Source organism: Bdellovibrio sp. MYbb2 (genome assembly GCF_056175685.1).
This window is the reverse complement of the sequence record NZ_JBJKJI010000001.1, coordinates 1,813,887-1,837,930: the sequence shown is the minus strand read 5'-3', so window position 1 is coordinate 1,837,930 and position 24,044 is coordinate 1,813,887. Positions and strand designations below refer to the sequence as shown.

Below are 24,044 nucleotides of genomic sequence, written 5' to 3'. Positions count from 1 at the left end.
AGCCCCCTTTTGGTTTCCCCTTTTTATTTCTTATCATTGCGCACGATCTTGAAATAAATCAAAGCATCGTGTGCACTCTTTCTGGAAAACTCCACTTTCGCAACATCCGATGCGAAGAGCTGTCCAGGGCCAAACTGCCTACCGGTATACATCGACCGATAAACATTGACCTGTCCCCCTTTGGTATCCTTCTGTAGATAATACTTGATAATACTGACAACTTTCAAGCGCACCAACGGGGCTGCCCCCCCCATAGGCGGTATATCCCTTAAGAACTTATCTTCATCCCCGATTGTCTCACTTGGATACATCGGATTTGTCGTGTTGACGAAGCCCGGAATATTTAAAGCCAACAAACGTGTGGCGCCCGGCGCCTGCACACTGCCCAGGAAAATCGGCGATCTTGCCGGCTTGCTGTAATCCGGACCCGAGGCCGTCATCTGACGAACCATAGTGGGAGTATCCAGCATCAGCACATTTCCGACTTGCCAGTAGCGACCCAGCCCCTGAGGATCCGAGAACTGCACTATGCTGTCTTTATTCAATGAAACAAACGTCAAAGAGGCCGCAACAAAAGGGTCCCCCGGTGCATTTCCAATTTGATAGGCATTCGACGGCGCATACATCATCGAACCGCCCATTTTTTCATTGGTCGCGATAAAGATAAATTCATTGCGGCGGCCCGCTTCCAGAGTCAATTTTCTGGCAGCATTATCCACCGAGGATTGCGTCACATCCGCCACATAGTCAAAGAACTGACGGCCGTTATCATCGGTGATGATAACATTATTGAATGACGGCTCAGAGTACTTTAAGTCCCGCAGGATCATACGCTCTGCCAGGATGTTATCGACTTTGTCTTCGATCTCGTTGGTGATTTCTTTTTTGGTCTTTGCAGTGAATACAAAGAAAGAGGCCGCGACCATCCCCATGATCCCCATCAGGGCCACGCCGACAATCATCTCTGCTAAAGTTAAACCGCGATTATTCTTGATTATCATCATTGTGAGTTCACCACGAATTGATAGTCCACATAGCCATATGACTTGGCATCACCGGCCATTGCGGCTTTTTCACCCTGCGCCCAGTCCCGATGGGTCAAACGCACCGTCACCAGATAAAGCCCCTTCATGCCGGGATAGGCCTGAATCACAAAACCATAGCGACCCGGGCAACCCGGGCATTCTTTTGCGGTAGACATCATCCCGTTACCCCACGCCATTGGCAGGTCGCCGGGATTCAAGGCGTTTTCACGCTCTTTGTCGGTGGTGAAATAGTTGATCTGATACATACGCACATTCGGACGGATGTTTTCGATCACGTCGTTGATTTGTTTGTACAGCGAGTTCTTGGTACCACTGTCCATGGCGACCTTTTTCATGCTCAGGATCCCTGAGATAAAGAAGGACCCCACCAGCGTGATCATCGCCAGTCCCAGCAGGACTTCCAAAATGGACATACCCTTTTGGTTTGATGCTAATTTCATCATATGCCGGACTCCCTGGAGACTTCGAGAACGTAGAATCTCATCAGACGGTTTTTACACATCGTCGAGTTGCTGTTGTTGATCAGACCGCAGTCCGGATCCACCGCTGTCCAGCGGAAAGGATCGGCTTTTGCGCGCAACGAAATCGAATTACATTTATAAAGATTCGAGACGTCACGCATGCTTGGATATGGATGCCATACCGGATAGCGATTGATAGTCGTGCAATCCTGAGCATTCAAACCTTTCAAAATCCCCGCTTGTCGAAGCTCGAAGGTCGCCATCGGATGATAGATGGTGCTCCAGCGAATACCGGCTTTATACGCCTGCTCGTCCACCTCAATGCCTTGAGAAACAATGATGCTTCCAATAATTCTTAAAGGAGCCGAACGGCTTCGGATCTCAAGTTTTTCACAGTTCAGGAATCCAGAAACCAGATTCGCTGATGATTCGATAATGCAGGTTTTTGCCATGGACACGACATGGAAGACCGCCGTGCCTGAACCGCCTGCAGGTGCATACGCATTACCGGCATTGAGGATCAGATCTTTGCGATCATCATACTTGTTGGTGAAGGACCAGGAATGCTTGGAATTTGGAGCAAAAGATTTAGACCAGTCCGTTCCGGCGAAAGCCGACGTGTTGGTTCCCAAAGTCTTACAAGCCAGATCCAGATTCACAAATGGATCTTCTCCGTCCGGCAGACCGCCTTTGGACTGCCCGCGAGAGTCCAACAACGTTTGCGACACATCAAAGCCGCCACCGTCAGGCCTGAATACCAAGGCCCCACGGTTGTTATTGGACCACGGACGCATGGAATAACCTTTATAATAAGCCACATCAAAGGCCTCAAATTCAAAGGACACCGGAACACGCTCGCCATTGGAATTCACCAGGGCGTTGCTGTTTTCAAATTTGATTTCCAGGTCTTTGAACGAAGCATTGGTGTTTTCCGGGTTGTCCCCTGCTTTCACCGGATTCTTCATGGTGATATTTATTTTCGGCTGAATACCCATGTTCGCACGAACTTCACTCAAGTCACCGCGCAACGTGGAAACACGCTTTTCAGAATTTTCCACCTGCTGTTCCAGACGGTTTTTATTGGCTTCTGCATTTCGCAGGTCATTTTGCGCATTGTTCAGGGCATATCGCGCATTTGCCACCCTGCCCGGATCAGCAGGTACACGGTTGCGCGCACGTTCCAGATCATCTTCAGCCTCGTTCACATCACGACGAGCTCTTTCCACAGCACGGGCGGCCTGATTCAGGTCGCGGCGGGCATCATCCAAGTCGCCTTCAGCATTACTCAACTGACGCTCGATGCTCTTTTCCAATGGACGCAGGTCAATTTTAGGCTCCAGGGTGACAGTTCCGTCCAAAGGAACTTCCCCTTCAACCTCAAGGTTACCAAATCTCATGGTGAACTTACTGACCGGAGTCGCACGACTTGTCAGACCCCAATCCTTAAGCAAATCACGAGAGAAGAAGTTTTTCACAGATGGTTGATCGACTTCCTTGGTCTGGGGATTGAACAAGTTACCGTCTGTCAAAGCCAGACGGTAATTATACTTGCCGCCACTCTTACTAAGCAGCGCCCCCGTCAACTGACTGTTCTCTGTCGTAGTTAATTTATACTTACGATCTTCGTGACGTTTACAAAGGGCCATCAAATTCACACTTGGATTGCCCGAACCAGTCGCATAGCCCGACAGATAGTCCAAGCCCAGATCACGCTCCCCGTCCACTTCCACACCTTTTTGGAAACCGCCAAATTGACGGATATTGGACCAGAACTGATCGACTTGATTCCCTGCAGAACGCGGACGGAACTCAACGTTTTCACGTTTGATCGGGCCATAGCCCAGAATGACTTTGTCTTTGAAAGTGACTGGCGTATAGACCGTGTCCCCTTCAGCAACGTCCACCGCCAAATCCGGAGCTTTTGGCAAATGAATCGCACCATTCACAAACACAGGGGACTCGAAAGTCAGACCGGGATATTTGATCGTTTGTTCACGGGAACCATGTTGTTTAAAGTAAGCGCCACCGACCCCAAGATCGGATGCGGATTCTTTGTCCAGGCGCAGGTCACCTGCCACTAGCAGAGCAAAACTTCCCACTTCGCGCGGGTACACGCCGACAAAGGATGTTGTTTCAAGCTTGCTGGATCCGACTTCAATGATCTTTTTCTGCTTGTCACGAAGACTGACGACAACTTTCAGATAGACCTCGCGGCCGTACTCAGGAATGGCGGCACGCACGTCACGTGTGATATTGATTTGAATGAATTCAACCGTGTAACCCTTCAAGTCAGCCACGATCTTATAAACCGGGTGCATCGTCGAGAAACTTGAAATATTAATCGTCTGACTAATACCCTCTTTCAACGGCACTTTTTCCGGGTTGGCGATACCGATCGCCCGCAGGAAGTCCACGGACTCCTGCTTCATCAGCAGACGCTCCACCGAACGTGGGTGACTGAGGATCTCAACAGCTTTCGGAGGCGTGCTTGTACCGCAGCTTTCCTCCATCCAGGATTCAGAAAAACACCAGCGCTGACGAATACCGAAAAGCGTGTAATCGACCATCGAGTGCAACGCCAAACGTGCGGTGATGATGGATGCGGTCTTGGTCACCTGACTGCGGTGTTTGATAACGGTAGGAGAAAGGAAGTAAATCATCACGCCGACAACGCCAACAGCCACAAGGGCTTGGACGAAGGCACTTCCTCGATTATTTGAGACTGTACGTCCCTTTGATCTGCAAGATTTCACGGTGGTTTCTCCCTGTATCTTGTATCGACATTTATCGTATCAAACTTAAGATTTCAGAGTGTGGAACGACCCGTTTCAGAGCAGGTGGTGTCTCAGATCAAAACGGTTTTTGTATCAATTTTGGCTTGTTTACATAAAAAAAAGCCCACGACCGGAAGGTAGTGGGCTTTTTGATGAAATTTTCAATGTAAGGCTTACTTCGCCTTACCCTGGTTGGCCACGGCTTCGATAGCGGCTCTGACCTCGTCCGGATCGCCGATGAACTCCTTTTTCAGGACCTTCAAATTTGCGTCCAATTCATACATCATCGGGATCCCGGTCGGCATATTGACGCCCATGATCTCATCCGGGGTCATCCCCTCCAAATGCTGCATCAAGGCGCGCAAACTGTTCCCATGAGCCACGATGAGCACTTTTTTGCCTGATTTTACAGCAGGTGCGATCGTGCCGTCCCACAACGGAAGGAATCGGGCGACAGTGTCTTTTAAAGATTCGTTGCTAGGCAAAAGTTTGGCGTCGACATTTTTGTAGCGAGGATCGTGGGAAGGATGACGAGGGTCGCTCACTTCCATTGGAGGTGGCGGAGTGTCGTAACTACGGCGCCAGATCTTCACCTGCTCCTCGCCATGACGAGCCGCAGTCTCGGCTTTGTTCAATCCCTGAAGGGCTCCGTAGTGTCTTTCGTTCAAACGCCAGTCTTTGTGGACTGGAAGCCACACCTGATCCACTTCATCCAACACGAAATTCAGAGTTTTAATCGCTCTTTTCAGTACGCTTGTATATGCAACGTCGAAACTGAAGCCTTTTTCACGAAGAGCTTTGCCGCCCTTTAGAGCTTCCGCTCGACCTTTTTCAGAAAGATCTACGTCCTGCCAGCCAGTGAAGCGATTTTCCTGGTTCCACACACTTTCGCCGTGTCGAATTAGCACCAACTTATACACGCTTAAACTCCTTCATTTTGGATGGAAAAAGAGCTATCATGACAGCGTTTTAAATAACATCAATAGCTTGGCGTTTTGCTACGCATTAAGACGTGTCAAACCCCCGAGTTTTTGAAAAATTAGCACGAGCTAGCGGGTTCTAAAACAAGCTATATCAAGGCACGAGGAGGAAGGCGTACTCCCCGTACGTCGACGACGAGAAACGCAGAGATAGCTTGTTTTAGAACCCGCTCAACAATTGAGGTTTAATCGTGAGCAACAGTGGCATCAACAGTGCGAATCTAGAATATATCGAACAACTCTACTCTGACTTCAAAGCGAATCCGGATTCACTGGCAGTTGAATGGAAAAGTTTTTTTGAAGGTGTTGAATTTGCCCAAGGTGGCAAGTTCGGAATGTCCGACAAGGAACTGGCAGTCTTCCAACTGATCCAGGCTTATCGCGCTGACGGCCACACTGAAGCCAACCTCAACCCGCTTTATGCTCCGCAAGCAGGTGAACTTCTTTCCCTGAAACGTTTCGGTCTGACCGAAAAAGATCTGAACGCTAAATTTCAAATCGGTTCTGTGATTGGTAAAGCCAATGCCACGTTGAGCGATATCATCAATCACCTGAAAGCCACTTACTGCGGAACTCTTTCTTTGCAGGCGTCCGACGCTTCCCCGAAAGAAGTGCAATGGCTGACTCAACAGTTTGAAAACAATCCGGCAAAACCCACCTTGGCTGACAAGAAAGACGCTCTGTCTTCTTTGACCAAAGCTGAGACTTTGGAAAAATTCGTACACACCCGCTACGTGGGAACCAAACGTTTCTCTGTGGAAGGGGCTGATTCCATTTTGCCGATGATGGACACCCTGGTGAACAAAGGCACCTCCCAGCAGGTTCAGGAAGTTTACGTGGGCATGGCTCACCGTGGACGTGTGAACATTCTGGTGAACTTCTTCGGCAAGCCTGAAGAATATGTTTTCGGTGACTTCAACGGTCCACTGGAACTTGCAGAGCCTATTGAAGACTTCGACAACGACGTGAAATACCACCTGGGTTATGTCACTGAAAAGAAAACCCCGACGGGAACTTGCAAAGTCACTTTGGCTTACAACCCTTCCCACCTTGAAACAGTGAATGCGGTTGCCTTGGGTATGGCTCGTGCGGCTCAGGATCAAATCGGCGCTTCTGGCAAAAAGAATGTTGTTCCGGTTCTGCTTCACGGGGACGCGGCGTTTGCCGGTCAGGGCATCGTGCAGGAAACTCTGCAGATGGCCGGAGTTCATTCGCACTCTACCGGTGGTACGATCCACATCATCATCGACAATCAGGTTGGTTTCACAACCAGCGGCAAAGACACCCGTTCCACTCGTTATGCTTCTGATGCCGCGAAAATGACTTTCGTACCGGTTTTGCATGTGAACGGTGACGACGTTGAAAGTGCGGTTCGCAGCATGGACATCGCCCTTCGCTATCGCCAGGAGTTCGGCAAAGACGTTGTTATCAACCTTCTGTGCTACCGTAAATTCGGCCACAACGAAGGGGATGAACCAGCCTTCACTCAACCGCAGATGTATGAGCTGATCAAAACTCACGCGACCGTTCGTGAATTGTTCGCCAAGAAACTGGCAGCTGAAGGCTCTGTGGATGCGAAGACTTCCGAGGACCTGTACAACCAGGCCATGGATCGTCTGCAAAAAATCTATGAAGACACCAAAAAGAATCCGCCCAAGCTTAAGAACTTCAAGTTCGAAGACAACTGGAAAGGACTTCGCAAAGCCAAGGACGCTGATTTTGAAAAAGCAGCAGACACCGCCTTCGATCTGGCGAAACTAAAACAGATCGGCGAAAAAATCGGCAGCTACCCTGCTGACTTCACTCCGCACCCGAAACTGATCAAACTTCTGGAGGCCCGCAAAGCCATGGGTGCCGGCAAAGAAAACATCGACTGGGGCATGGGCGAGCTTCTGGCCTACGGCTCTTTACTTAGCGAAGGCACTTCCGTTCGTCTGACCGGTGAAGACTGCGTGCGCGGCACGTTCACTCACCGTCATGCGGGTATGTATGACTTCAAAACTGGCAAAGCTTACTTCCCACTGGCGGATCTGAATCCAAAAGCTAAGCTGCTGGTGGCTGAAAGTATCCTGTCAGAATACGGCGTCATGGGTTACGAGTACGGTTACACCGTTCACGATCCAAAATCCCTGGTTATGTGGGAAGCGCAGTTCGGTGACTTCGTCAACGGCGCACAAATCGTGATCGATCAGTACCTGGCAGCCGGCGAATCCAAATGGCAGCAAATGAGCGGTTTGGTTCTGCTTCTGCCACACGGCTATGAAGGTCAGGGCCCGGAACATTCCTCTGCCCGTCTTGAGCGTTTCTTGCAGCTTTGTGCTCAGAACAACATGCAGGTTGTGAACCTGACAACTCCAGCGCAGATCTATCATGCTCTTCGCCGTCAGGTATGCCGTGACTTCCGCAAACCATTGGTTGTGATGTCTCCAAAATCCCTGTTGCGTCACCCACGTGCGGTGTCCCCTATCGAGGATCTGGCAAAAGGCCGCTTCCAGGAAGTGATTGCTGACACCATCGACAAATCCAAAGTGGACACCGTGGTGTTTGTTTCCGGTAAGCTTTACTACGAGCTTCTGGAAGAAAGAGAAAAATCCAAAAAAGAAAACGTGGCTTTGGTTCGTCTGGAGCAGATCTATCCATTCCCTGCAACTCAGGTGACGGAAGTTCTGAAGTCCTACCCTAAAGCGAAGACTTTGGTTTGGGCACAGGAAGAACCTAAAAACATGGGTGCCTTCCAGAATGTGTACTTCAAGTTTGTTGAGGTTGTATCCAAAGCCGGCCTGAAGCTGGGCTTTGAATACGTGGGCCGTCCGGAGAGATCTTCTCCAGCGACTGGCTCCGTCTACAGACACAGAACTGAGCAGGCTGAAATTATTAAAGCAGTTTTTAATAGATAATTTTTTATAAAAGGACGTTGCCATGAAACAAGAGATTAAAGTTCCCGCGGTTGGGGAATCCATCACAGAAGCAACCATCGGCAGTTGGACTAAAAAATCCGGCGACTTTGTAAAACGCAATGAAGTTCTTATGCTTCTTGAGACCGACAAAGCCAGCGTGGAAGTTGTCGCGGAAAACGACGGTGTTTTGACTATCAACCCCGGCTGTGAAGCTGGTGCGGTTGTTCAAATCGGCGCAACAGTAGCAACTCTTGATACAGACGCAAAACCAGCAGCGGGCGCAGCAGTTCCAGCAGCTGAAGCTCCAAAAGCCTCCGCACCTGCCGGTGCTGCAGCTCAGCCGGCTGCCGCCGGGAAGGATGCCTCTGCGCACTTGTCCCCTGCTGTTAACAGAATCGTAAATGAAAAGGGTCTTGACCCTGCTTCCATCCAAGGGACTGGCAAAGACGGCCGCCTGACAAAAGGTGACGTTCTTGATGCCCAGCCTGGTGCTAAGCCAGCAGCCGCGGCTCCGAAAGCTGCTCCAGCTTCCGCGCCGGCCGGCGCTCCAGCACTGCCCGCTGCCGCGTCCAAACAAGGCGACAAAAAACTTGTTCCGATGACGACCATCCGCAAACGTATTTCTGAAAAACTGAAAGAAGCGCAAAACACGGCGGCTCTTTTGACCACTTTCAACGAAGTGGACATGGGCAAAGTGATGGAGCTTCGTTCCAAGTACAAAGACAAATTCAAAGAAAAATACGGCGTGAACCTGGGTTTCAACGGCTTCTTCGTAAAAGCTGTTGTTGAAGCACTGAAAGACTTCCCTGCCGTCAACGCATGGATCAACGGCACGGACATTGAGTACCACAACTACTACAATATCGGTATCGCGGTTTCCACAGAGAAGGGCCTGATGGTTCCGAACGTGAAAGATGCAGATACACTTTCTTTGGCTGGCATTGAACTGGCGATTCGTGATCTGGCGACAAAAGGTCGTGATGGCAAAATCACTCCGAATGATCTGGGCGGCGGTACATTCTCTATCACCAATGGTGGTGTGTTCGGCTCCCTTCTGTCCACGCCGATTCTGAACTTCCCGCAATCAGCTATCTTGGGCCTTCACAAAATCCAGGATCGTCCAATGGCGATCAACGGCAAGGTGGAAATCCGCCCGATGATGTATCTGGCTTTGACTTACGATCACCGTATCATCGACGGCAAAGAGGCTGTGAGCTTCCTTGTTAAAATCAAAGAACTTGTCGAAGATCCTGAAAGATTGCTTCTAGAGGTATAATCATGGCAGACACTCAATTTGACCTTATTGTTATTGGTTCCGGTCCCGGCGGTTACGTAGGGGCCATTCGCGCAGCTCAGCTGGGTCTTAAAACTGCGGTTATTGAAAAAGATAAAACTTACGGCGGCACTTGCCTGAATGTAGGTTGCATCCCTTCCAAAGCCCTTCTTGAAAGTTCTGAGCACTATCAAGCCGCTCAGCATGACCTGGCTTCCCATGGTGTGAAGGTTTCCAAAGTTGATTTGGACCTTCCAACCATGCAGGCTCGCAAAGACAAAGTTGTAAAACAAAACACCGAAGGCATCGCTTTCTTGTTCAAAAAGAACAAAATCACTCCATTCACTGGCATGGGCAAAATCGTAGGCCCGGGCAAAGTGGAAGTGAAAGGTGCTGACGGCAACACTCAAATCCTGACGACCAAGTCCATCTGTATCGCAACCGGCTCTGTTCCTGTGGAACTGCCGTTCTTGAAATACGATGAAAAACGCATCGTATCCAACACCGGTGCCCTGGCTTTGGATCAAGTTCCAAAATCCATGATTGTTGTGGGTGGTGGCGTGATCGGTCTGGAGCTGGGTTCTGTATGGCAGCGTCTGGGTGCCAAAGTCACAGTGATCGAATATGCCAACCGTTTGGGCGGCACGATGGATCAGGACTGCATGAATGTGCTTAAGAAATCCATGGAAAAAGAAGGCATGAGCTTCCTTCTTTCCACGAAAGTGACTGGTTCTAAAGTTGGCGGCGATGGCGTTGAAGTGACTTACGAATCTTTGACTGATGGTAAAGCGTCCTCAATGAAGGCGGATGTCGTGCTTGTTTCCACAGGCCGCAAAGCGTTCTCGACAGGCGTTGGCTGCGAAGAAATGGGCATCCAAAAAGATCCTCAAGGTCGTATCATCGTTGATAAACATTACCAAACCAACGTTCCGGGCATCTATGCTATCGGTGACGTTATTGCCGGCCCAATGCTTGCGCACAAAGCGGAAGAAGAAGGCGTGGCTTTGGCAGAAATGCTGGCTGGTGGCGCTGGGCACGTGAACTACGACACCGTTCCAGGTGTGATCTATACTCACCCTGAAATCGCTTCTGTAGGTATCACGGAAGAATTCGCAAAAGAAAAAGGCATTGAAATCAACGTGGGTAAATTCCCGTTCATGGCCAACGGCCGTGCACGCGCGAAAGGCTACACTGAAGGTTTTGTAAAAATCATCGCGGATAAGAAAACAGACAAAATCCTGGGCGCCCACATGGTTGGTCCAAGTGTGTCTGAACTGATCCACGAAGTGATCGTCTGCATGGAGTTCGGTGGCAGCAGCGAAGATCTGGCAAGATCCTTCCACGCCCACCCTACTTTGTCAGAAGTTGTGCGTGAAGCGGCTTTAGCCGTCGAAAAACGTCAACGCCAGATGTAGTCGGCCCCGCCGGCAGAGCTTCGGGCCCTGCCCGGCAGAGCTGGAGCGGCGGCAGCCGCGGAAGCTGAAGCAGCAAAAGCAAAACCCACAGTCCCCGACTGTGGGTTTTTTCTTTTTAGCTCTCGCCGTTTATAATCGCTTCACCCAAATTTGCAGTTTATCATCAACCGGAATGGACATATCCAAACGACAGTTCTTGGTGGCCGTATCGGTCGCTGTTTGCACATAGAACGTCAAATTCGTCTGGGCTGTTGCATAGCTAAAGAAGCCTTTTAAGTGGCTGGTCTCAGCTTCTCGCACACCGACAGTCCCCGAATGATTGGTTCCATCCCAAAGACGGTAGCGGCAATAGACGGCGGCATCTACTGGATACAAAGAGTACATAAAAAGCGACACTTCGTATTCACCAGCAGGAAGATTGGCAAAACGAATTGCGGGAATTTTCCCTTCAGTTGGGGCCGAGGCAGATCCTGTCACAGTTGCTGCCGGACAGTTTGAATTAGCGGCCGTAACACTAGTGAAGCTGGTCGTAGCCTGATTCCACATGCAGTTGTTCGCACCTAACATAGTCAAAGTTCCAACCACACCCGCGGTCGGAACAGTCGTATTACAAATGATGCCGGTGGCAGTTCCATCAGAGACACACATTTTATTCGCTACCAAACCACCCACGCCCAAGACCGGTACATTGCCGGCGGCACTGCCCGTGGTGGCCACGGCCGCGGTTCCTAAACCCAAAGCCGTGCGTGCATTACCTGCTGTGGCCGCTCCGGTTCCCCCATTTGCAATGGGTAAAACCGATGTTCCCACAACATCCGCTGACGAAAGGTCCAGCGCCCCGAAGACCGGCGCACCACCCCCCGCAGGGACACGCAAAACCTGATTGCCTGTGCCTGCCGCAGTTGAAACGGGACTAGCACCCGCGCCACCACCCAGTACAACCCCATGCTGAGTCAACGCTGCTGAAGACGCCATCGTCGTGCCAGAATTATAATAAGGAATTCCACCCGAGGTTCCGGATGTTAAACCCGTTCCGCCTTTGGCGACGGAAATCGTCGGAAGCACTGAAGCCGAAACTGTGCCCGTGGCAAGATTGCTGGCATTGATATTCGTCAAAGCAGATCCATCCACAGCTGGCAATTTTGAATCAGCCCCCAGCTTCACAATCTGATGTGCCCCCGTCCCGGTATTCACACTTGCGATACCCGCAGCCACCGTCATTCCTGAAACATCGGCACTGGTATCAAAGCGAACAAGGCCTTTGGCTGCGTAGGAAGCATCCCCCGGAGCCGTCCCCGTCGAATCGGCCGAACAATCCCAGGTTTTTGCCGTGTTATTCCATTTCAATATCTGGCCATCAGCGCACGCTGAAGTACTTGCCGCCACCGTCAGTTTTGCCGCGCCATCGTAATAGCGAAGTGCTTTTAAATCAGAATTGTACCAGGAAAGGCCTTTGTGCCCGGCATTCAGCACCAGCGCATCTTCCTGCACTTGCGTGAAGTTCCCCAACAGTAAAGTCTTTGTGGCGCTCATGGTGATGTGACCAATAGCCAGAATATCCTCACCACCCATATTCAAATCACCCGTCATCGTGCCACCGTTCAGCGGCAATTTCGGGCTGGCCGTGTCTGCGGCACTGACACGTGCATCCACTGCGGTGTTAAAGTCAGACACCTGACTGGCGGTAATACTGATATTAGAGCAGGTAAAGGTGTCACTGATCGAAACCCATTTCAAAACCTGATTGGTCGCACACTGCAATTCACTTTTTTGCAGACGATCGTTCAAAGCCGTCTGCAGTCCGGTGGTTTGAGAAATCGGCAAACTGCCGACACTTAAAACTCCAGCGCCATTTACGGACAACCCCGAACCCACTTGCACAACACCGGTGCTCGCCGCAGTGGCCACAGGCACAGCTCCACCTGTGTCAGTAACACAGGAAAAGCTGGCTCCGTTGGATTTCAAAACTTCGCCCGCAGCACACGCAGGTAACGCCGATTTAGCAAAAGCCTGAACTGTCGGATCACTTTCGTTGTTGGGAACTTCGGTCACAAGATCTGTGATTTTTGCGTAACTGGCTGCCGCGACCCCGCCCAGCTTGTCGGAATCACGAGCTTTGGCCGCTTCTTGCGCGACCATCGCATAAGGAACAGTGCCGACCTGGTGGTAAGGCAAGATGGCGCGAGGCCCGCCTGAGCCCGTATCAAAGACGATCTTCACTTTACGAATGTCGCCAGCCGCAGGAGTGTAAGAGCCAGAACACACCGTGGATTCGGACCCCTGGTGTTGCGACACCAGCCCGTTGGCGACGACCGAATCATTTGAAAAAACCTTCAGAATGTTTTCACGCGTTTGTTCCTGCCCTGCCGTCGCATAGACATTCACTGCGGAACTTCCCGAACCGATTGTCAGGGCAAAACTGCCGTCCGAGGCGGAAAGGTCTTTATTCAGATGTTGCTCTTGATACAAAAGACAGTTGTCAGGGCTAAGAACTTTTACTGTAAAATCCACACTGCCTTCACTCAGAGGCAGCTCTGAAGCCACATCCAAAATGCGCCCGGAAATTTGAATACCTTTGGGCCCGCTGGCCCAAGCCGCAGAGACCGGGACACTGAAAACCAGAATCGCCAGAAGTCGTTTCACCATAACGTTCCTCACATGACTTGAAAGCGTATGTTGATTTCTGCCTGATAGACGCCATCATCGGAATAGGATTTATCCGTCGTGGTGACTTCACCCACCACGCCTTCAACTCGGTACTGACCGGATTCATCCTGAGCGCTGATCTGCCTGGAAGGAGAAATAGCCATCTTGCCGGGAACGGAACGCAGAGGAACTGGCGACTCCTCAAGCGAAACTATGGACGCTTCCATCGAGCAGCCCGACAGAAGACTCCAAAGTATCAAAGTGAGACAAGATTTTACAATAACGCGCATTTAGAAAATCTATCGGATTTTCCAGAGCATGACTCAACAGGATTACGTTGAATTAATCAAGAACCGAAGAAAGAGTATTCAGCATGGGCAGGTCCACATTCTGGAAGCGATAGGAATACGTCAGACGCATCTCCATTTGAATCGCATCCACCGTTCCCCCTAGGAAGTCCGTCGTGGTATTGTCCGAGTGCAGTTGCAGATCCCATACATGGCGTTCACCGTTGTATCCAGCACCGACCTTCGCATCCGAAAAATAGCCCATGAAACTTTCATCCAGATTGCCCGAGGTCGCAAACTTGCCATAGACCTTCTGCCAGGCAACTCCAAGTGCAGCAAACCCCGTCACGTACCACGGTCCCCGCGCCCAGATACCGCCGATGGCGCCACCCAGGCCCGCCATTTGACGATCCAGTTCCTGCAGGTCTGCCAGTCTGTCAAAACCAGAAGTCCCCGCAGGAATAAACGGAGAATCCCCCGTCATCTTGTTGTCAGAAATCATCGCACTGGCAAAATAGGACCAGCCACTTTCCTTTTGATGTCCATCCTGGCCGAAAGCAACGCCCAGACTGTAATCGTCTTCACGCAAATTCCAATGCATCACAAAACTGATATTACGGGTGCTGATGTCACTGCGCTGGTATTTTATCCCAACGGGGGCGGAACCCGCATTGATGGCCTCGGTATTATCGAGGTAATAACCCTTGTAAGACTGATAGCTGAATTCATAGGTGCGCTTACCGTAAAACCGCAGATGAAAATCCGTCGCCGAGCTTTCACCCTTTTGATCGACAGTGGACTCGTCCACCGGATTGCTCAATCCGAGCGAGGCGCCCAGGTTTCTATAGCTGATTCCAAGATAAGTTTTACTGCCCACATTGGGCATGAACTGCGCTTCAGGCCCGTCATTCGGCGACTGAATGTCGATTTGATAGGAAGAAACTTGCGGCCCCAGCGTGACTTTGACTTCATCATCACCGGCTTTATCCCATTTGGCTTGCTCCAATTTAACATCAGACCAAGCCGCAGATGCGGACAACAGAATCAAAGCGCCCAGCGCCTTTGCCAAACCCTTTAACGACACAAAGACTCTAACACCTTCCAACCCGGTTGAACGGCGGGTTCTATCGGCGCTTCTTCGGCGGTGGGTTCATACTGGCTGATCAGATCATTTTCATATTTTGCGCAGTCTTTTTTCTTGAAGCTCTTTTCAGCCGGAATGGATTCAAGCACTGACACCATCAAATCCATGTGCGCTTCATCCTGCGCCCCTTGCGGCACGCTATTGTCACGCAATGAACGGATCTGACCCACGATTCTATTCATGGCCCGATAGCGTTCTTTGTTGTTCTTGGCTTTGCCGACTTCTTTTTCCAGCATTTCGGTGTAGGATTCCACCTGCTGGCGCACGCTGCGATTGCTGCGAATAGCGACTTCTCCGGCTCCCAGCCCTTCAGGTGGGATAATGGCATGAACGTCCAGACTGCAGACCAATACTGCTGACAAGACCCAGATCGTTTTCATGCTCACCTCCAGCCCCTTTTATCTTACGATTCGAGATGTTTTTCAATCTCTAGCAGGGCTGAAGGCACCATATTAAGTGATTATTTAATCTGCTTACTTACAGATCAGGTCCACGACATTGAAAGCCTTATCAACAAAGGGCTCTTTTTGATCCTTTGCATAGGATTTCATCATGTCATTCACTTCCTTTTTATAGTCCTTGCATTTGGACGCCTGGAAGTCTTTTTTCTCTGGCAGGAATGCCAATGAATCCATGAACAGACTCATATTGATTTCTTTTTCTTCACCCTGACGTGGGTTCTTGGATCTCAGTTCACCCATCTCACGGTAGTTCTTCAGGAACACATCGTAACGCTTGGTCACGTCCTTTTCCTTCTTCAACTCCCCTTCAAGCTTGGTGATCTTTTTATTGAATTCAGCAAAAACGTCCACTTTGGCCGCTTGCGCCGCACTCACAGAAAGACCCAACAGTACCGTGACTACAGTTCCAAGAATTTGTTTTCTGTGCATGTGCCTGCTCCTAGTGCTTTGTCCAATACGCGCGCCTGTGCTTTTACTGCCGGGATATAAAGAGAATCTTTATATGCAAACAGGTATTCCGCCAACGTCAAAGGTGTTTTTTTGCCAATCGCTTTGGCACGGGCTTCCCCGGCTTTGGCTTTCAACTGCGCTCCTGTCGGCCAGTAGTTCATGTCGAAATCAGCCTTTGTGATCGGATACTTTTTCAAGGTCGTGATACGGTACTTCAGCCACTCACGATAGAAAACCGGCGGACGACCTGGGCCCGAATTGTATGCCATCACAAAGATCATCTCTTTGATGGATTCTTTGTCGAAGCCGTCAATTCCAGCGTCTTTCATCAACTGCTCTACACCTTTGAAATCCGGATTCTTGGCATCCGTGGAACGATTCCACGCGCCGTTAGAATTTCTTTTGGTCGCGTGATAGAAGATACCATAGTAAACCATACTTCTTAGAGGATTCGGCGGAGTTGAAATCGCATGGCAGCGCTGAGAGTCCTCGGACAGGATTTCTTCAGCTTTGGCCGGAACTGCGCCTGGAATACTGCGCAGTCTTTGGCAGGATGCTTTGGTGCTGTTGTTGATACGGCCTTTGAAGTTTTCAAAGTTCTGAGCCACATCCGCCAGCGCCTGATCAGTGAACTGACCAATACCACCGTCATTCACCAGACCAAAGGCATTCACATGCAGACCGCTTTCGTTGGAAAGTTTTGGCGCAATGAACTTCGCCGGAACTTCCAGACAGTCCGCCACATCAATCAAAGAGTTATAAACCAGATTCACATAGTTTTCAGTCACGCAGGCCTTGTGGCCGTAACGCTCTGGAGTCCCCGTGTCCTGGTCACACTTGGCGAACAACCATGGATCTTTTTTATAGTCTTTCACGTCTTTGACTTCACGCTGATTTGTCGGCGGAGCCGTGCGGTTGAACTCAATGTCCGCCTCACGCTTTTCTTCCGGCGTCAGTGCACGGTCTTTCCAGAAACGCTTCATGATATAAAGAGCACATTTGCGTGGCAGAATATCCGCGGTCTTGGAATAGTCACGCCCACCGGCGAACAACCCTTTCGGGTCCGCTTTTTTGAAAGCTTCAAACTGCTTCTGCAGATAGTTGCGTTCAGGCCCGCAGTTTTCCGGTTTTTCGAACGTGATCATGTTTTCCACATCACCAAAATTACAGGTGCAGGTCATGTCGTCTTTCGCCGCCGTAGTACCAATCCCCGTCAGGGATTTATTGACGGTCTGCAGTTTTTTAATCACCTGCTCTTCAGCGCTGGAGGCATAGTCTCCGGCACCTGCGGTTGGACGAGTGATTTCATACCAGCCAAACGCGGTGAATGAAGCCAGGCAACAGAATGTGTAAAACCAAAAGGATGTCCTTGAACGTTGCACGATCATCTCCTCTTTCCATATTTATCAATGTCTTATCTGTTTAAACGCCCGAAAACTGAACGCACTAAAGTCCAGTTCCTTTCCTCCGATAAGTAATATGCATGCTTAAACTGTCTTTAAGTCTTTTTAGCGCGTTGCTGATATTAGGGGGATGTTCTGACGTCACCCCCCAGGTCAGCTTTTTAAAAGGACAAACTCCCGCCCCTAGCACAGGCAGCCCCACCGGGGCCTCCTTTATTAAGACAGATCTGGCCAGCCATGCGATTTCGACTTCCGCAGGTGGCTATAAACTGGAGGCCACTGTTTCGAAAGAAGACAGAAGCACCCAGCTTGTCTCATCTCAAGGCTACCTTCTGATTCTTAATGAAGATGCCGACTAAAATACGGTCAAAATCCTAAGGATTTGTCTAAATAACTCCGAATATATTCATGAATGAAACCAAAGCACATTCGTTATCCTTTGTTGATAATCTCGCTTTTGTTTGCCTTTGCCGCAAAGGCGGATGGCTATCATGTGTCGGGGAAGATTCTTCGTCCCGACGGCACTCCCGTGGATACAAACGCAGTCAGTTTCAATCTTGAGGTCCTGTCCCCTGACGCCACCTGCGTGGTCTACCAGGAAACAATCAACAACGTCGACATGAGTGGCTCCAAAGGCCGCTTCAATCTGGTGCTGGGATCAGGAACAAAAGTTTACTCCAGCGGTGACATGTCTTTGGAAAAAGTAGTCTCTAACAGTGCGTCCTTGACCTGTAAAGGTGGCGCCGCTTTCAATCCCGTTGCTACCGATGAAAGATCACTGCGTATATCTTTCTATGACGGCAGTGCGTGGCAAAGCTTTGCCGCCCAAAAGCTAAAGGCCGTTCCTTTCGCCACTGAGTCCCAAAATGCCCAATCAGCTAATAAGCTTGGTAACTACAACGCCACAAGCCTTTTGAGGGTGGATGGCGGCACGGCTCCGGCGATGACTCCGGCCCAGATGGCGGCTTTGTTGTCGGTGGTTACTGACTACAATCAGTTCTTGAAAGTTGAAGCCGACCCCACGGTTCAGGGCTTTGCCAAAAATGCCCTGCCAACATGTGCGGCTGGTTACACTTTGACTTCCAATGGCACAAGTCTGACGTGCGTTCAGGATCTGACCGGCACGAACTTTACTTTACCGACAGGCACCAACGGTCAGGTTCTTAAACACGATGGCGCTCAATGGAAAGCCAGTGCAATGGCGATCACGGATGTCAGCAATCTGAATGCCGAGCTGACCAACAAGCTGAGTAAAGCTGCTTTGCCAACCTGTACTGCAAGCGAAACCATGCACTACACTTCTGTGACGGACACCTGGGACTGCCTGGACATCACTGTACCTTTGGCTGGTGACGTCATCGGAACTTCGACGGCAACTCAAGTCACCCGCCTGCGCGGAGTGAACGTATCTGCAACAGCTCCCACCAGTGGTCAGGTGCTTCGTTACAATGGTACGGACTGGGTTCCGGCAACAGTCCCAACGGGAGCTGGCACAGTGACGTCGGTCGCTGCTGGCACAGGGCTTACTGGCGGTACGATCACTTCCACGGGTACTCTTTCATTGGCTAATACCAGCGTCACGGCAGGAAGCTATGGCAGCGCCACGCAGATTCCTTCTTTCACCGTAGATGCTCAAGGTCGCCTGACTGCCGCCGGCGGAACGACGGTGAACTTTATCAGCGGCGTGACCAGCGCCAATGCCTATATCACGGTTGCCAACGGCAGCACGGCCCCGATGATTACCGCCAATGTCGGCACCACCGCGAACACACTGGCCGCCGGAAATGATGCGCGCTTTACAGACTCGCGGGCCCCGGCAGGAACTGCTGGTGGAGACATCTCTGGAACTTATCCAAATCCGACAGTTGCAAAAATCCAGGGCAAAGCCGTGAACGTGACAGCGGGCTATTTCGATGGTGGGGCTTTGGTTTACGACTCGGCCCTTGCTGCCTGGAAAACAGTGGCACCATGTGAAGCTGGATGGACATTGATCAACAAGGGCGATCCGTTCTGTGCACAAAAGCTGTCGAGCACAGGAACGAACTTCGCGGCTTCGATGACTCAGTGTTTGAATGCAGGTGGGAACCTTTGCGACCTTCAGCAGGCCGTGGGGCTGTGCCAGTCAGACTTCATCGCAACAGACACAAGCTTATGGATCGGTCAGCTGGCCGACAACTCCAGCGCGCACGTCATTCTATGCACGGCCGCAAGCAACTCGTGGGCGGCTGGAACATTCAGCTTCGGCGTCACGGTGGATGGTTCCAACCCAATCCTTCCCTACTGCTGCAAAAACCGTCGCTAATTTAAATTAAAAACTGTATGTTACCGCCAACAGAGTGTTGGCGCCGCCCAGGAAATAGAAGACCGAACGGACGTCGCTGTTTTCTTCCTGAGTCGCACTGTATATGTTAGCTGCTGCGAGCAAGGCATGGGTGGCCACCCGGATCCATTTGCGCTTTTCTTTTTCTTCACGTTCTTTCAGCAAAAACCGCTGTAAAACCTCATTCTTTTCAGCCAACGACAGAGAAGATCCGTCAATCGCGTAAAAGAACGAATCCATTTCATTGCCGGTATAGTAATAAGTCGCGCCCAAACCTATGGCCGCCAGTCCGACGTTTGAGGTGATGGCAAAAATAGTACGGCTGAAAATTTCTTCCGACTGCTGATAGCCGAGCGTCCCACCGATAGCAGCCACTGCGCCTGAAATCATATAGGCCACCCCCGCCTGTTCATCTTGCTGCTGCTGCTTGTGAACAAAGGCGCGGAATTCATTCCAATTGGATGGTCCGGAATAGTCCACATCGCGGCGATCGCCAGCGAAGGATTTCCCCGTTAAAAGCACAATGAAAAGCACGAAAATCAAAAATCTCACAAGCTCACCCCGAACTGGACAAACACGGCCTTATTCGTGCGTTCGCTCCAATAGGACAGCCCGGTGGAAAAATTTTTGTATGTCGCCAGAAATGCTGCCGCCTGATCGTACTGGGAAGCACTCAGCACCCCTTGCAAGACCCCCAATTGATAAGTCACCGCCCCCCGAACTGCGTCCTGGAAGTTTTCAGTCTCATTGTGAACCTGGAACTGCACGCCGACTTCCAAAAGTCCCAGGGGAACAGCGGGCTTTACCGAAGCCCCCAGCAAACCTTGTGGACGGATGGGATACTGCTCGGACTTTTTGTCGCTGACGCCCCACTGGGAAAGCATCGCCGAAATCTGCGGCTCCCACAGGGCGTCTTCCCAGGCATATAAAAGCCCGGGCTCGATATACAAGATGTCCTGATTATGAATCTCAAAAAGTTCGTCCCGTTCCCCGGCAACGGCTTCAACCACCGAAAAATAGTTTCCAACGTACTTCACATGCGTGTAACGAAGCTGCAGGCCCGCATAGAAGTTCCCCGAGGTGAAACTGGCAAGCTGCGCTTTGATGCTTTGTTCTTCGGAAGCAATCATGTCCACCATAGGCAGCGACGAGTTTTCAAACTGATAGACATACACCAGTCGGTACGGCTCAACGGAAATGCCCCAGGTCGGACGCTGAAAGGAAGCTTCGATAGAGACTTCTCCGTCGACTGCTTCACGGCGGGAAAACATTTTTGCCACTGACGCTTCATCGCTGGTTCCGTTTAACAAAGCCTCGGCTTCGCGCAGGTATTCCATGTTGCTGCCCAAAAGCAGATCGGTATCAAAGCGCGGGGATTTTTCCTTCGCGACATAAGCCGGATTGCACGGAAGTCCCCGGCGCAAACTGTCCATCGAATAGCAGGCACTGCCCAGTGAGCGTGCCAGGAAACGGCTGCCTCCATCACGAATGGTTGGGGAATACGTGGCCGCTTGGGTAAATACGCAAGCGAATGTCAGAAGGATCGCCGAAAGAGTTCTTAGAAGCATACTTTTTCCTGGGGCCAGGGAATGGCCTCGGCTTCTTTTTTGAACCGCTGCAGATCTTCGGTGTAGCGGATGAATTCAGCTTTTTTCCCGGGGAACGCGGATGTCAGATCCTCACTGATCACGATCAGATGATCCAGCAATTGCAAAGCCCATTCAAAGTAAGGCTGCACCAGATCCGAACAAATCTTCTGACTGCGCACCACCTGCCAGTTCAGAAGACCCTCATTGACGACGGACTTTAAAAGCACCACCCGCAAAGTCGCGGCATAAAGGCGGGCCCCGGCTTCCGGTTGCTGGGCCAGCACTTGCAAGGCGCGAGTTAAGTCTTCACGGCCCTCATACTTCACTTCCGGGATTTTCTCCCACTGAGCGGCATAGCGGCCCAGGGACTGCATCAGCTCTTGAGTCTTTTGGTCCAAGCGAACCGCACTTAGCGACACGGTCTGAGGCTTCAGATTACGGACCGCCATGAAAGAATAGATCTTTTCGATGCGCACCCCGGCCCGACCAGCATAGGCGGACGCCAGCGCCAGTCTCACGTGCAGGTGGGGGTCCTGCTGTTCTAGTTTGGTGAGGTATTCAATCGCCTCGTTCCAGAGCCCCTGATCGATCAAATGATGGCCCTTGGAAAGACGGCTTTCCCGAGTGACAGGCTCCTCTTTTGACTGACAAGCCAAAAGGGAGAAAATGACCACAAATAGGGTGAGTTGGATGAATGTTCGCATAGATAACGCGGCATACTAGCGAGCCGCGGTATAAAATTCGAGATGACACACGACGCACTATAATAATTCCATTGATCCTTACCTGCCAGCAATATACCCCTGCCCCGGTGTAACACTCGAGGGGGTAAAATGCTTCGTAGTCTCTTAGTTTCTGTAATGTTGTTGATGGGAACCGCAGCCAACGCGGCTGTTTGGAATGAAGTCAACGAATGGTCCCAAGCTTATGAAGACCGTTATGCGGAATGGGTTCGTGCTGAATGGCGCACGGATTTCTTTTCTCGCAAGGCTTTGCGCAACGGCCAAACCAATCCATATTATGGCCTGCGTGTAGACTGTGCTGACACTGTTTATTCCATGCGTATTATCTTCGCCTATGAAAACCGCCTGCCCTTCGTGGCTCAGGATCCTACGGCGGCTGGTAAAACCATCTCTAACAAAATGAGCCGTTGGGATGGCCAAAGCGAAAATCAGCGCGTGCGCAACTTCCTTTGGTATATCTATGGTGTGATGTCCACGCGTTCTCTTCCGAACGACACTTATCCGGTGGCAATCAACCGTAACACGATCCGCTCTGGCGGCTTGATGGCGACCAGCAAAAAAAACCACCACTCCTGGACGATCAAAGAAATCCTGCCGATCGGTGTTCCGTATCTGGTTTACAACTCTGTTGTTGGCGCGAATTCTGGTTTCGGCCTGCAAGAACGTCAGTCCTGGCCAAATCCGGACTGGGTGTTTGAGGGCGATTACTCTGTGAACAGCGGCGCGGGCTTCCGTTACTGGAGACCGGCTTCTGCGTTGAATAAACCAGTATGGCAGTCCCCAGGCTACAGCGATGAACAGTTCAAGATTCCTTTGAACAAATGGGTTCGCCACGTGCAAAGCCGTCTGGCTCTGCGCCAGGAAACCGATGACCAGTTGGTCGCTCGTCTGATCAAAACCACTTGTTCTGGTTTCGCGGACCGTGTGACTTCCATCAATGAAGGTCTGGACTATTTGAAGCGCAACAACAAGTGCATGGACTATGCAACTTATGACACGTACTCCACGCCAAACCGTGACCGTCGTATCTTTGACGATTTCATGTCTTTGCGTCGCGCTTACAAAGAAATCCTGCAAATCAACGGTGGTAATCAGTTGAGCTCTTCCACAAAAGCTCAATTGGACAAAATCTTCCCGGCGATTTCTTTGTCTGCGGCTCAGGAAACTTCCCGTATGGCAGCTCAGGCAGTGACTTCGGCTTCCGTGTGCGTGGTGGATTACCTTCCAGGCCGCAAAATGGATCTGGCAGAGTTCAAACGCCGTTTGTTCCAGGGTCTGATTTCCAACAATCCACATGACGGTGGTGAGTACCGCTGGGGTGAGGCTCGTGGGCCTTCGCAGCGTGCAAGAACCTGCCAATCATGGGACCATTGGGCTCCAGATTTAACTCAGGAATAAAAAGGAACTATGAGATCGACTAAACTTAGCACATGGATCACTTGGGGCCTGGTGCTTTTTGCACTGGGCGTGGCAACGGACTATTACTTCCTGCATATCCTTTTCCATCAAAAGCAGCAGGAAGCTTTGCAAGTGGCGGAAGGTGAACAGGCCGCAGCGACGACGGAAACCCCGGCGACCACCGCAGGCGATGACAGCTTCCTGGGTGAAAAAGGCAATGCGCAAGTTCAGCACGATTCCGGTAAAGACACCTTCTTGCCGTCTTTGCAGACCTGTGCTCCGGAAGTGGCGGCTCAAGCGATCGCCACCCCGGAAGCTTTGATGGAATACCTGCAAAAAAGCGTCGGTATTGCCAAGGAGGAAATCTCTCTTGAAAACTACCACCTGACTTTGCCGGACGGATCATTGCGCCGCGTGCACCTGATCACCGCTGACAACACCAATGCGAAAGACAAAGTGGAAATCCGCTTCTTCAAATTGGATGCTGAAGGTTACCCAGAGCGTCTGACCCTGAAAGGCGATGAGACTTTGGAGTCCCTGCTTGCTTTGGGTAAAGTCAGCAAACACGAAGTGAAGTCTGTCCTGGAACTAAAAGACAAGACCACCGTGAATCTGGAAAAGCATGACAACGTCGTGTTCGAATTCCAGTACAACAACCACGGTAAAATTCTGTCCTGCCGTTACAAAGAGTGCCTTTGCCAATAAGACTCAGGACCTGCCTTAGGTCCTGACCGGCATTAATAATCCGTCACAATAT

The 24,044-nt window shown here is 50.8% G+C and carries 20 protein-coding genes; 7 read left to right on the top strand and 13 right to left on the bottom strand.

All coding sequences use genetic code 11. The features are described 5' to 3' along the window. Nucleotides 1-23 precede the first annotated feature (23 nt). The 4 genes from AC04MQ_RS08875 to gpmA form a co-directional block, all read right to left on the bottom strand. Entirely contained in the window at nucleotides 24-1,004 is a 981-nt protein-coding gene (locus tag AC04MQ_RS08875; RefSeq protein WP_235046126.1) for a pilus assembly FimT family protein, read from the bottom strand. Continuing rightward, nucleotides 1,001-1,489 carry a type II secretion system protein gene (locus AC04MQ_RS08870; RefSeq protein WP_041577863.1) on the bottom strand — a complete coding sequence of 163 codons (489 nt, stop codon included), beginning with the start codon at nucleotides 1,487-1,489 and terminating at the stop codon, nucleotides 1,001-1,003. The genes AC04MQ_RS08875 and AC04MQ_RS08870 overlap by 4 nt, the downstream gene beginning before the upstream one ends. Continuing rightward, the gene (locus AC04MQ_RS08865) at nucleotides 1,486-4,191 is read right to left on the bottom strand and encodes a hypothetical protein (protein ID WP_475391868.1); all 2,706 of its coding nucleotides are present in this window, start codon (nucleotides 4,189-4,191) and stop codon (nucleotides 1,486-1,488) included. Before AC04MQ_RS08865 ends, AC04MQ_RS08870 begins: the two co-directional genes overlap by 4 nt. Nucleotides 4,192-4,454: 263 nt before the next feature. After that, a complete protein-coding gene (gpmA, locus tag AC04MQ_RS08860) occupies nucleotides 4,455-5,201 on the bottom strand; it encodes a 2,3-diphosphoglycerate-dependent phosphoglycerate mutase (RefSeq protein WP_475391867.1) in 747 nt (248 codons plus the stop codon). A 251-nt stretch (nucleotides 5,202-5,452) separates the two neighbouring features. Between gpmA and AC04MQ_RS08855 the strand changes: the two genes are divergently transcribed. The 3 genes from AC04MQ_RS08855 to lpdA are packed head-to-tail and all read left to right on the top strand — an operon-like array spanning nucleotide 5,453 to nucleotide 10,846. Continuing rightward, complete coding sequence (locus AC04MQ_RS08855; protein ID WP_475391866.1) at nucleotides 5,453-8,158, top strand: 2-oxoglutarate dehydrogenase E1 component; 2,706 nt, start codon at nucleotides 5,453-5,455, stop codon at nucleotides 8,156-8,158. A gap of 22 nt (nucleotides 8,159-8,180) precedes the next feature. Then, entirely contained in the window at nucleotides 8,181-9,434 is a 1,254-nt protein-coding gene (gene odhB / locus AC04MQ_RS08850) for a 2-oxoglutarate dehydrogenase complex dihydrolipoyllysine-residue succinyltransferase (RefSeq protein WP_475391865.1), read from the top strand. Between the two features lie 2 nt (nucleotides 9,435-9,436). Further along, the gene (gene lpdA, locus AC04MQ_RS08845) at nucleotides 9,437-10,846 is read left to right on the top strand and encodes a dihydrolipoyl dehydrogenase (RefSeq protein ID WP_015091761.1); all 1,410 of its coding nucleotides are present in this window, start codon (nucleotides 9,437-9,439) and stop codon (nucleotides 10,844-10,846) included. A gap of 129 nt (nucleotides 10,847-10,975) precedes the next feature. Here lpdA and AC04MQ_RS08840 read toward each other — a convergent pair whose 3' ends face one another. The 6 genes from AC04MQ_RS08840 to AC04MQ_RS08815 all read right to left on the bottom strand — a co-directional run bounded on the left by AC04MQ_RS08840 (nucleotide 10,976) and on the right by AC04MQ_RS08815 (nucleotide 17,222). After that, the gene (locus AC04MQ_RS08840) at nucleotides 10,976-13,492 is read right to left on the bottom strand and encodes a cell wall anchor protein (RefSeq protein ID WP_475391864.1); all 2,517 of its coding nucleotides are present in this window, start codon (nucleotides 13,490-13,492) and stop codon (nucleotides 10,976-10,978) included. A gap of 8 nt (nucleotides 13,493-13,500) precedes the next feature. Continuing rightward, entirely contained in the window at nucleotides 13,501-13,656 is a 156-nt protein-coding gene (locus tag AC04MQ_RS08835; protein WP_015091764.1) for a hypothetical protein, read from the bottom strand. Nucleotides 13,657-13,834: 178 nt separating this feature from the next. Then, nucleotides 13,835-14,863, bottom strand: coding sequence for a DUF4421 family protein (locus AC04MQ_RS08830; protein ID WP_475391863.1), 1,029 nt, complete (start codon nucleotides 14,861-14,863; stop codon nucleotides 13,835-13,837). Next, on the bottom strand, nucleotides 14,854-15,303 hold the full coding sequence (locus AC04MQ_RS08825; RefSeq protein WP_235046127.1) for a hypothetical protein: 450 nt from the start codon (nucleotides 15,301-15,303) through the stop codon (nucleotides 14,854-14,856). The genes AC04MQ_RS08830 and AC04MQ_RS08825 overlap by 10 nt, the downstream gene beginning before the upstream one ends. 93 nt (nucleotides 15,304-15,396) lie before the next feature. Next, nucleotides 15,397-15,813: a hypothetical protein gene (locus tag AC04MQ_RS08820; protein ID WP_015091767.1), complete on the bottom strand. Its 417-nt coding sequence runs from the start codon at nucleotides 15,811-15,813 to the stop codon at nucleotides 15,397-15,399. Next, nucleotides 15,783-17,222 carry a hypothetical protein gene (locus AC04MQ_RS08815; protein ID WP_015091768.1) on the bottom strand — a complete coding sequence of 480 codons (1,440 nt, stop codon included), beginning with the start codon at nucleotides 17,220-17,222 and terminating at the stop codon, nucleotides 15,783-15,785. Before AC04MQ_RS08815 ends, AC04MQ_RS08820 begins: the two co-directional genes overlap by 31 nt. Before the next feature lie 95 nt (nucleotides 17,223-17,317). On the opposite strand from AC04MQ_RS08815, the gene AC04MQ_RS08810 reads away from it, so the two are divergent. Both AC04MQ_RS08810 and AC04MQ_RS08805 read left to right on the top strand, forming a co-directional pair. Continuing rightward, nucleotides 17,318-17,596, top strand: a complete 279-nt coding sequence (locus AC04MQ_RS08810) for a hypothetical protein (protein WP_475391862.1) — start codon at nucleotides 17,318-17,320, stop codon at nucleotides 17,594-17,596. A 53-nt stretch (nucleotides 17,597-17,649) separates the two neighbouring features. Beyond that, a complete protein-coding gene (locus tag AC04MQ_RS08805; protein WP_015091769.1) occupies nucleotides 17,650-19,539 on the top strand; it encodes a hypothetical protein in 1,890 nt (629 codons plus the stop codon). 6 nt (nucleotides 19,540-19,545) lie between these two features. Here AC04MQ_RS08805 and AC04MQ_RS08800 read toward each other — a convergent pair whose 3' ends face one another. The 3 genes from AC04MQ_RS08800 to AC04MQ_RS08790 are packed head-to-tail and all read right to left on the bottom strand — an operon-like array spanning nucleotide 19,546 to nucleotide 21,802. Beyond that, nucleotides 19,546-20,109, bottom strand: a complete 564-nt coding sequence (locus AC04MQ_RS08800) for a hypothetical protein (RefSeq protein ID WP_015091770.1) — start codon at nucleotides 20,107-20,109, stop codon at nucleotides 19,546-19,548. After that, complete coding sequence (locus AC04MQ_RS08795; RefSeq protein WP_475391861.1) at nucleotides 20,106-21,125, bottom strand: hypothetical protein; 1,020 nt, start codon at nucleotides 21,123-21,125, stop codon at nucleotides 20,106-20,108. Before AC04MQ_RS08795 ends, AC04MQ_RS08800 begins: the two co-directional genes overlap by 4 nt. Continuing rightward, on the bottom strand, nucleotides 21,116-21,802 hold the full coding sequence (locus AC04MQ_RS08790; RefSeq protein WP_475391860.1) for a hypothetical protein: 687 nt from the start codon (nucleotides 21,800-21,802) through the stop codon (nucleotides 21,116-21,118). Before AC04MQ_RS08790 ends, AC04MQ_RS08795 begins: the two co-directional genes overlap by 10 nt. 177 nt (nucleotides 21,803-21,979) lie before the next feature. Between AC04MQ_RS08790 and AC04MQ_RS08785 the strand changes: the two genes are divergently transcribed. Next, nucleotides 21,980-23,287 (top strand): hypothetical protein, encoded by a 1,308-nt coding sequence (locus AC04MQ_RS08785; RefSeq protein ID WP_041577867.1) that lies wholly within the window; start codon nucleotides 21,980-21,982, stop codon nucleotides 23,285-23,287. 9 nt (nucleotides 23,288-23,296) lie between these two features. Beyond that, a complete protein-coding gene (locus tag AC04MQ_RS08780) occupies nucleotides 23,297-23,992 on the top strand; it encodes a hypothetical protein (protein WP_015091774.1) in 696 nt (231 codons plus the stop codon). Nucleotides 23,993-24,044: the final 52 nt, after the last annotated feature.

Excerpts from the sequence above, each read along its gene's own strand:
- odhB (WP_475391865.1), top strand. The coding sequence starts at position 8,181 with ATGAAACAAGAGATTAAAGTTCCCGCGGTTGGGGAATCCATCACAGAA.
- AC04MQ_RS08780 (WP_015091774.1), top strand. The coding sequence starts at position 23,297 with ATGAGATCGACTAAACTTAGCACATGGATCACTTGGGGCCTGGTGCTT.
- lpdA (WP_015091761.1), top strand. The coding sequence starts at position 9,437 with ATGGCAGACACTCAATTTGACCTTATTGTTATTGGTTCCGGTCCCGGC.
- AC04MQ_RS08785 (WP_041577867.1), top strand. The coding sequence starts at position 21,980 with ATGCTTCGTAGTCTCTTAGTTTCTGTAATGTTGTTGATGGGAACCGCA.
- AC04MQ_RS08840 (WP_475391864.1), bottom strand. The coding sequence starts at position 13,492 with ATGGTGAAACGACTTCTGGCGATTCTGGTTTTCAGTGTCCCGGTCTCT.
- AC04MQ_RS08795 (WP_475391861.1), bottom strand. The coding sequence starts at position 21,125 with ATGCTTCTAAGAACTCTTTCGGCGATCCTTCTGACATTCGCTTGCGTA.
- AC04MQ_RS08820 (WP_015091767.1), bottom strand. The coding sequence starts at position 15,813 with ATGCACAGAAAACAAATTCTTGGAACTGTAGTCACGGTACTGTTGGGT.
- AC04MQ_RS08805 (WP_015091769.1), top strand. The coding sequence starts at position 17,650 with ATGAAACCAAAGCACATTCGTTATCCTTTGTTGATAATCTCGCTTTTG.
- AC04MQ_RS08815 (WP_015091768.1), bottom strand. The coding sequence starts at position 17,222 with ATGATCGTGCAACGTTCAAGGACATCCTTTTGGTTTTACACATTCTGT.
- AC04MQ_RS08870 (WP_041577863.1), bottom strand. The coding sequence starts at position 1,489 with ATGATGAAATTAGCATCAAACCAAAAGGGTATGTCCATTTTGGAAGTC.
- AC04MQ_RS08810 (WP_475391862.1), top strand. The coding sequence starts at position 17,318 with ATGCTTAAACTGTCTTTAAGTCTTTTTAGCGCGTTGCTGATATTAGGG.
- AC04MQ_RS08835 (WP_015091764.1), bottom strand. The coding sequence starts at position 13,656 with ATGGCTATTTCTCCTTCCAGGCAGATCAGCGCTCAGGATGAATCCGGT.
- AC04MQ_RS08825 (WP_235046127.1), bottom strand. The coding sequence starts at position 15,303 with ATGAAAACGATCTGGGTCTTGTCAGCAGTATTGGTCTGCAGTCTGGAC.
- AC04MQ_RS08875 (WP_235046126.1), bottom strand. The coding sequence starts at position 1,004 with ATGATGATAATCAAGAATAATCGCGGTTTAACTTTAGCAGAGATGATT.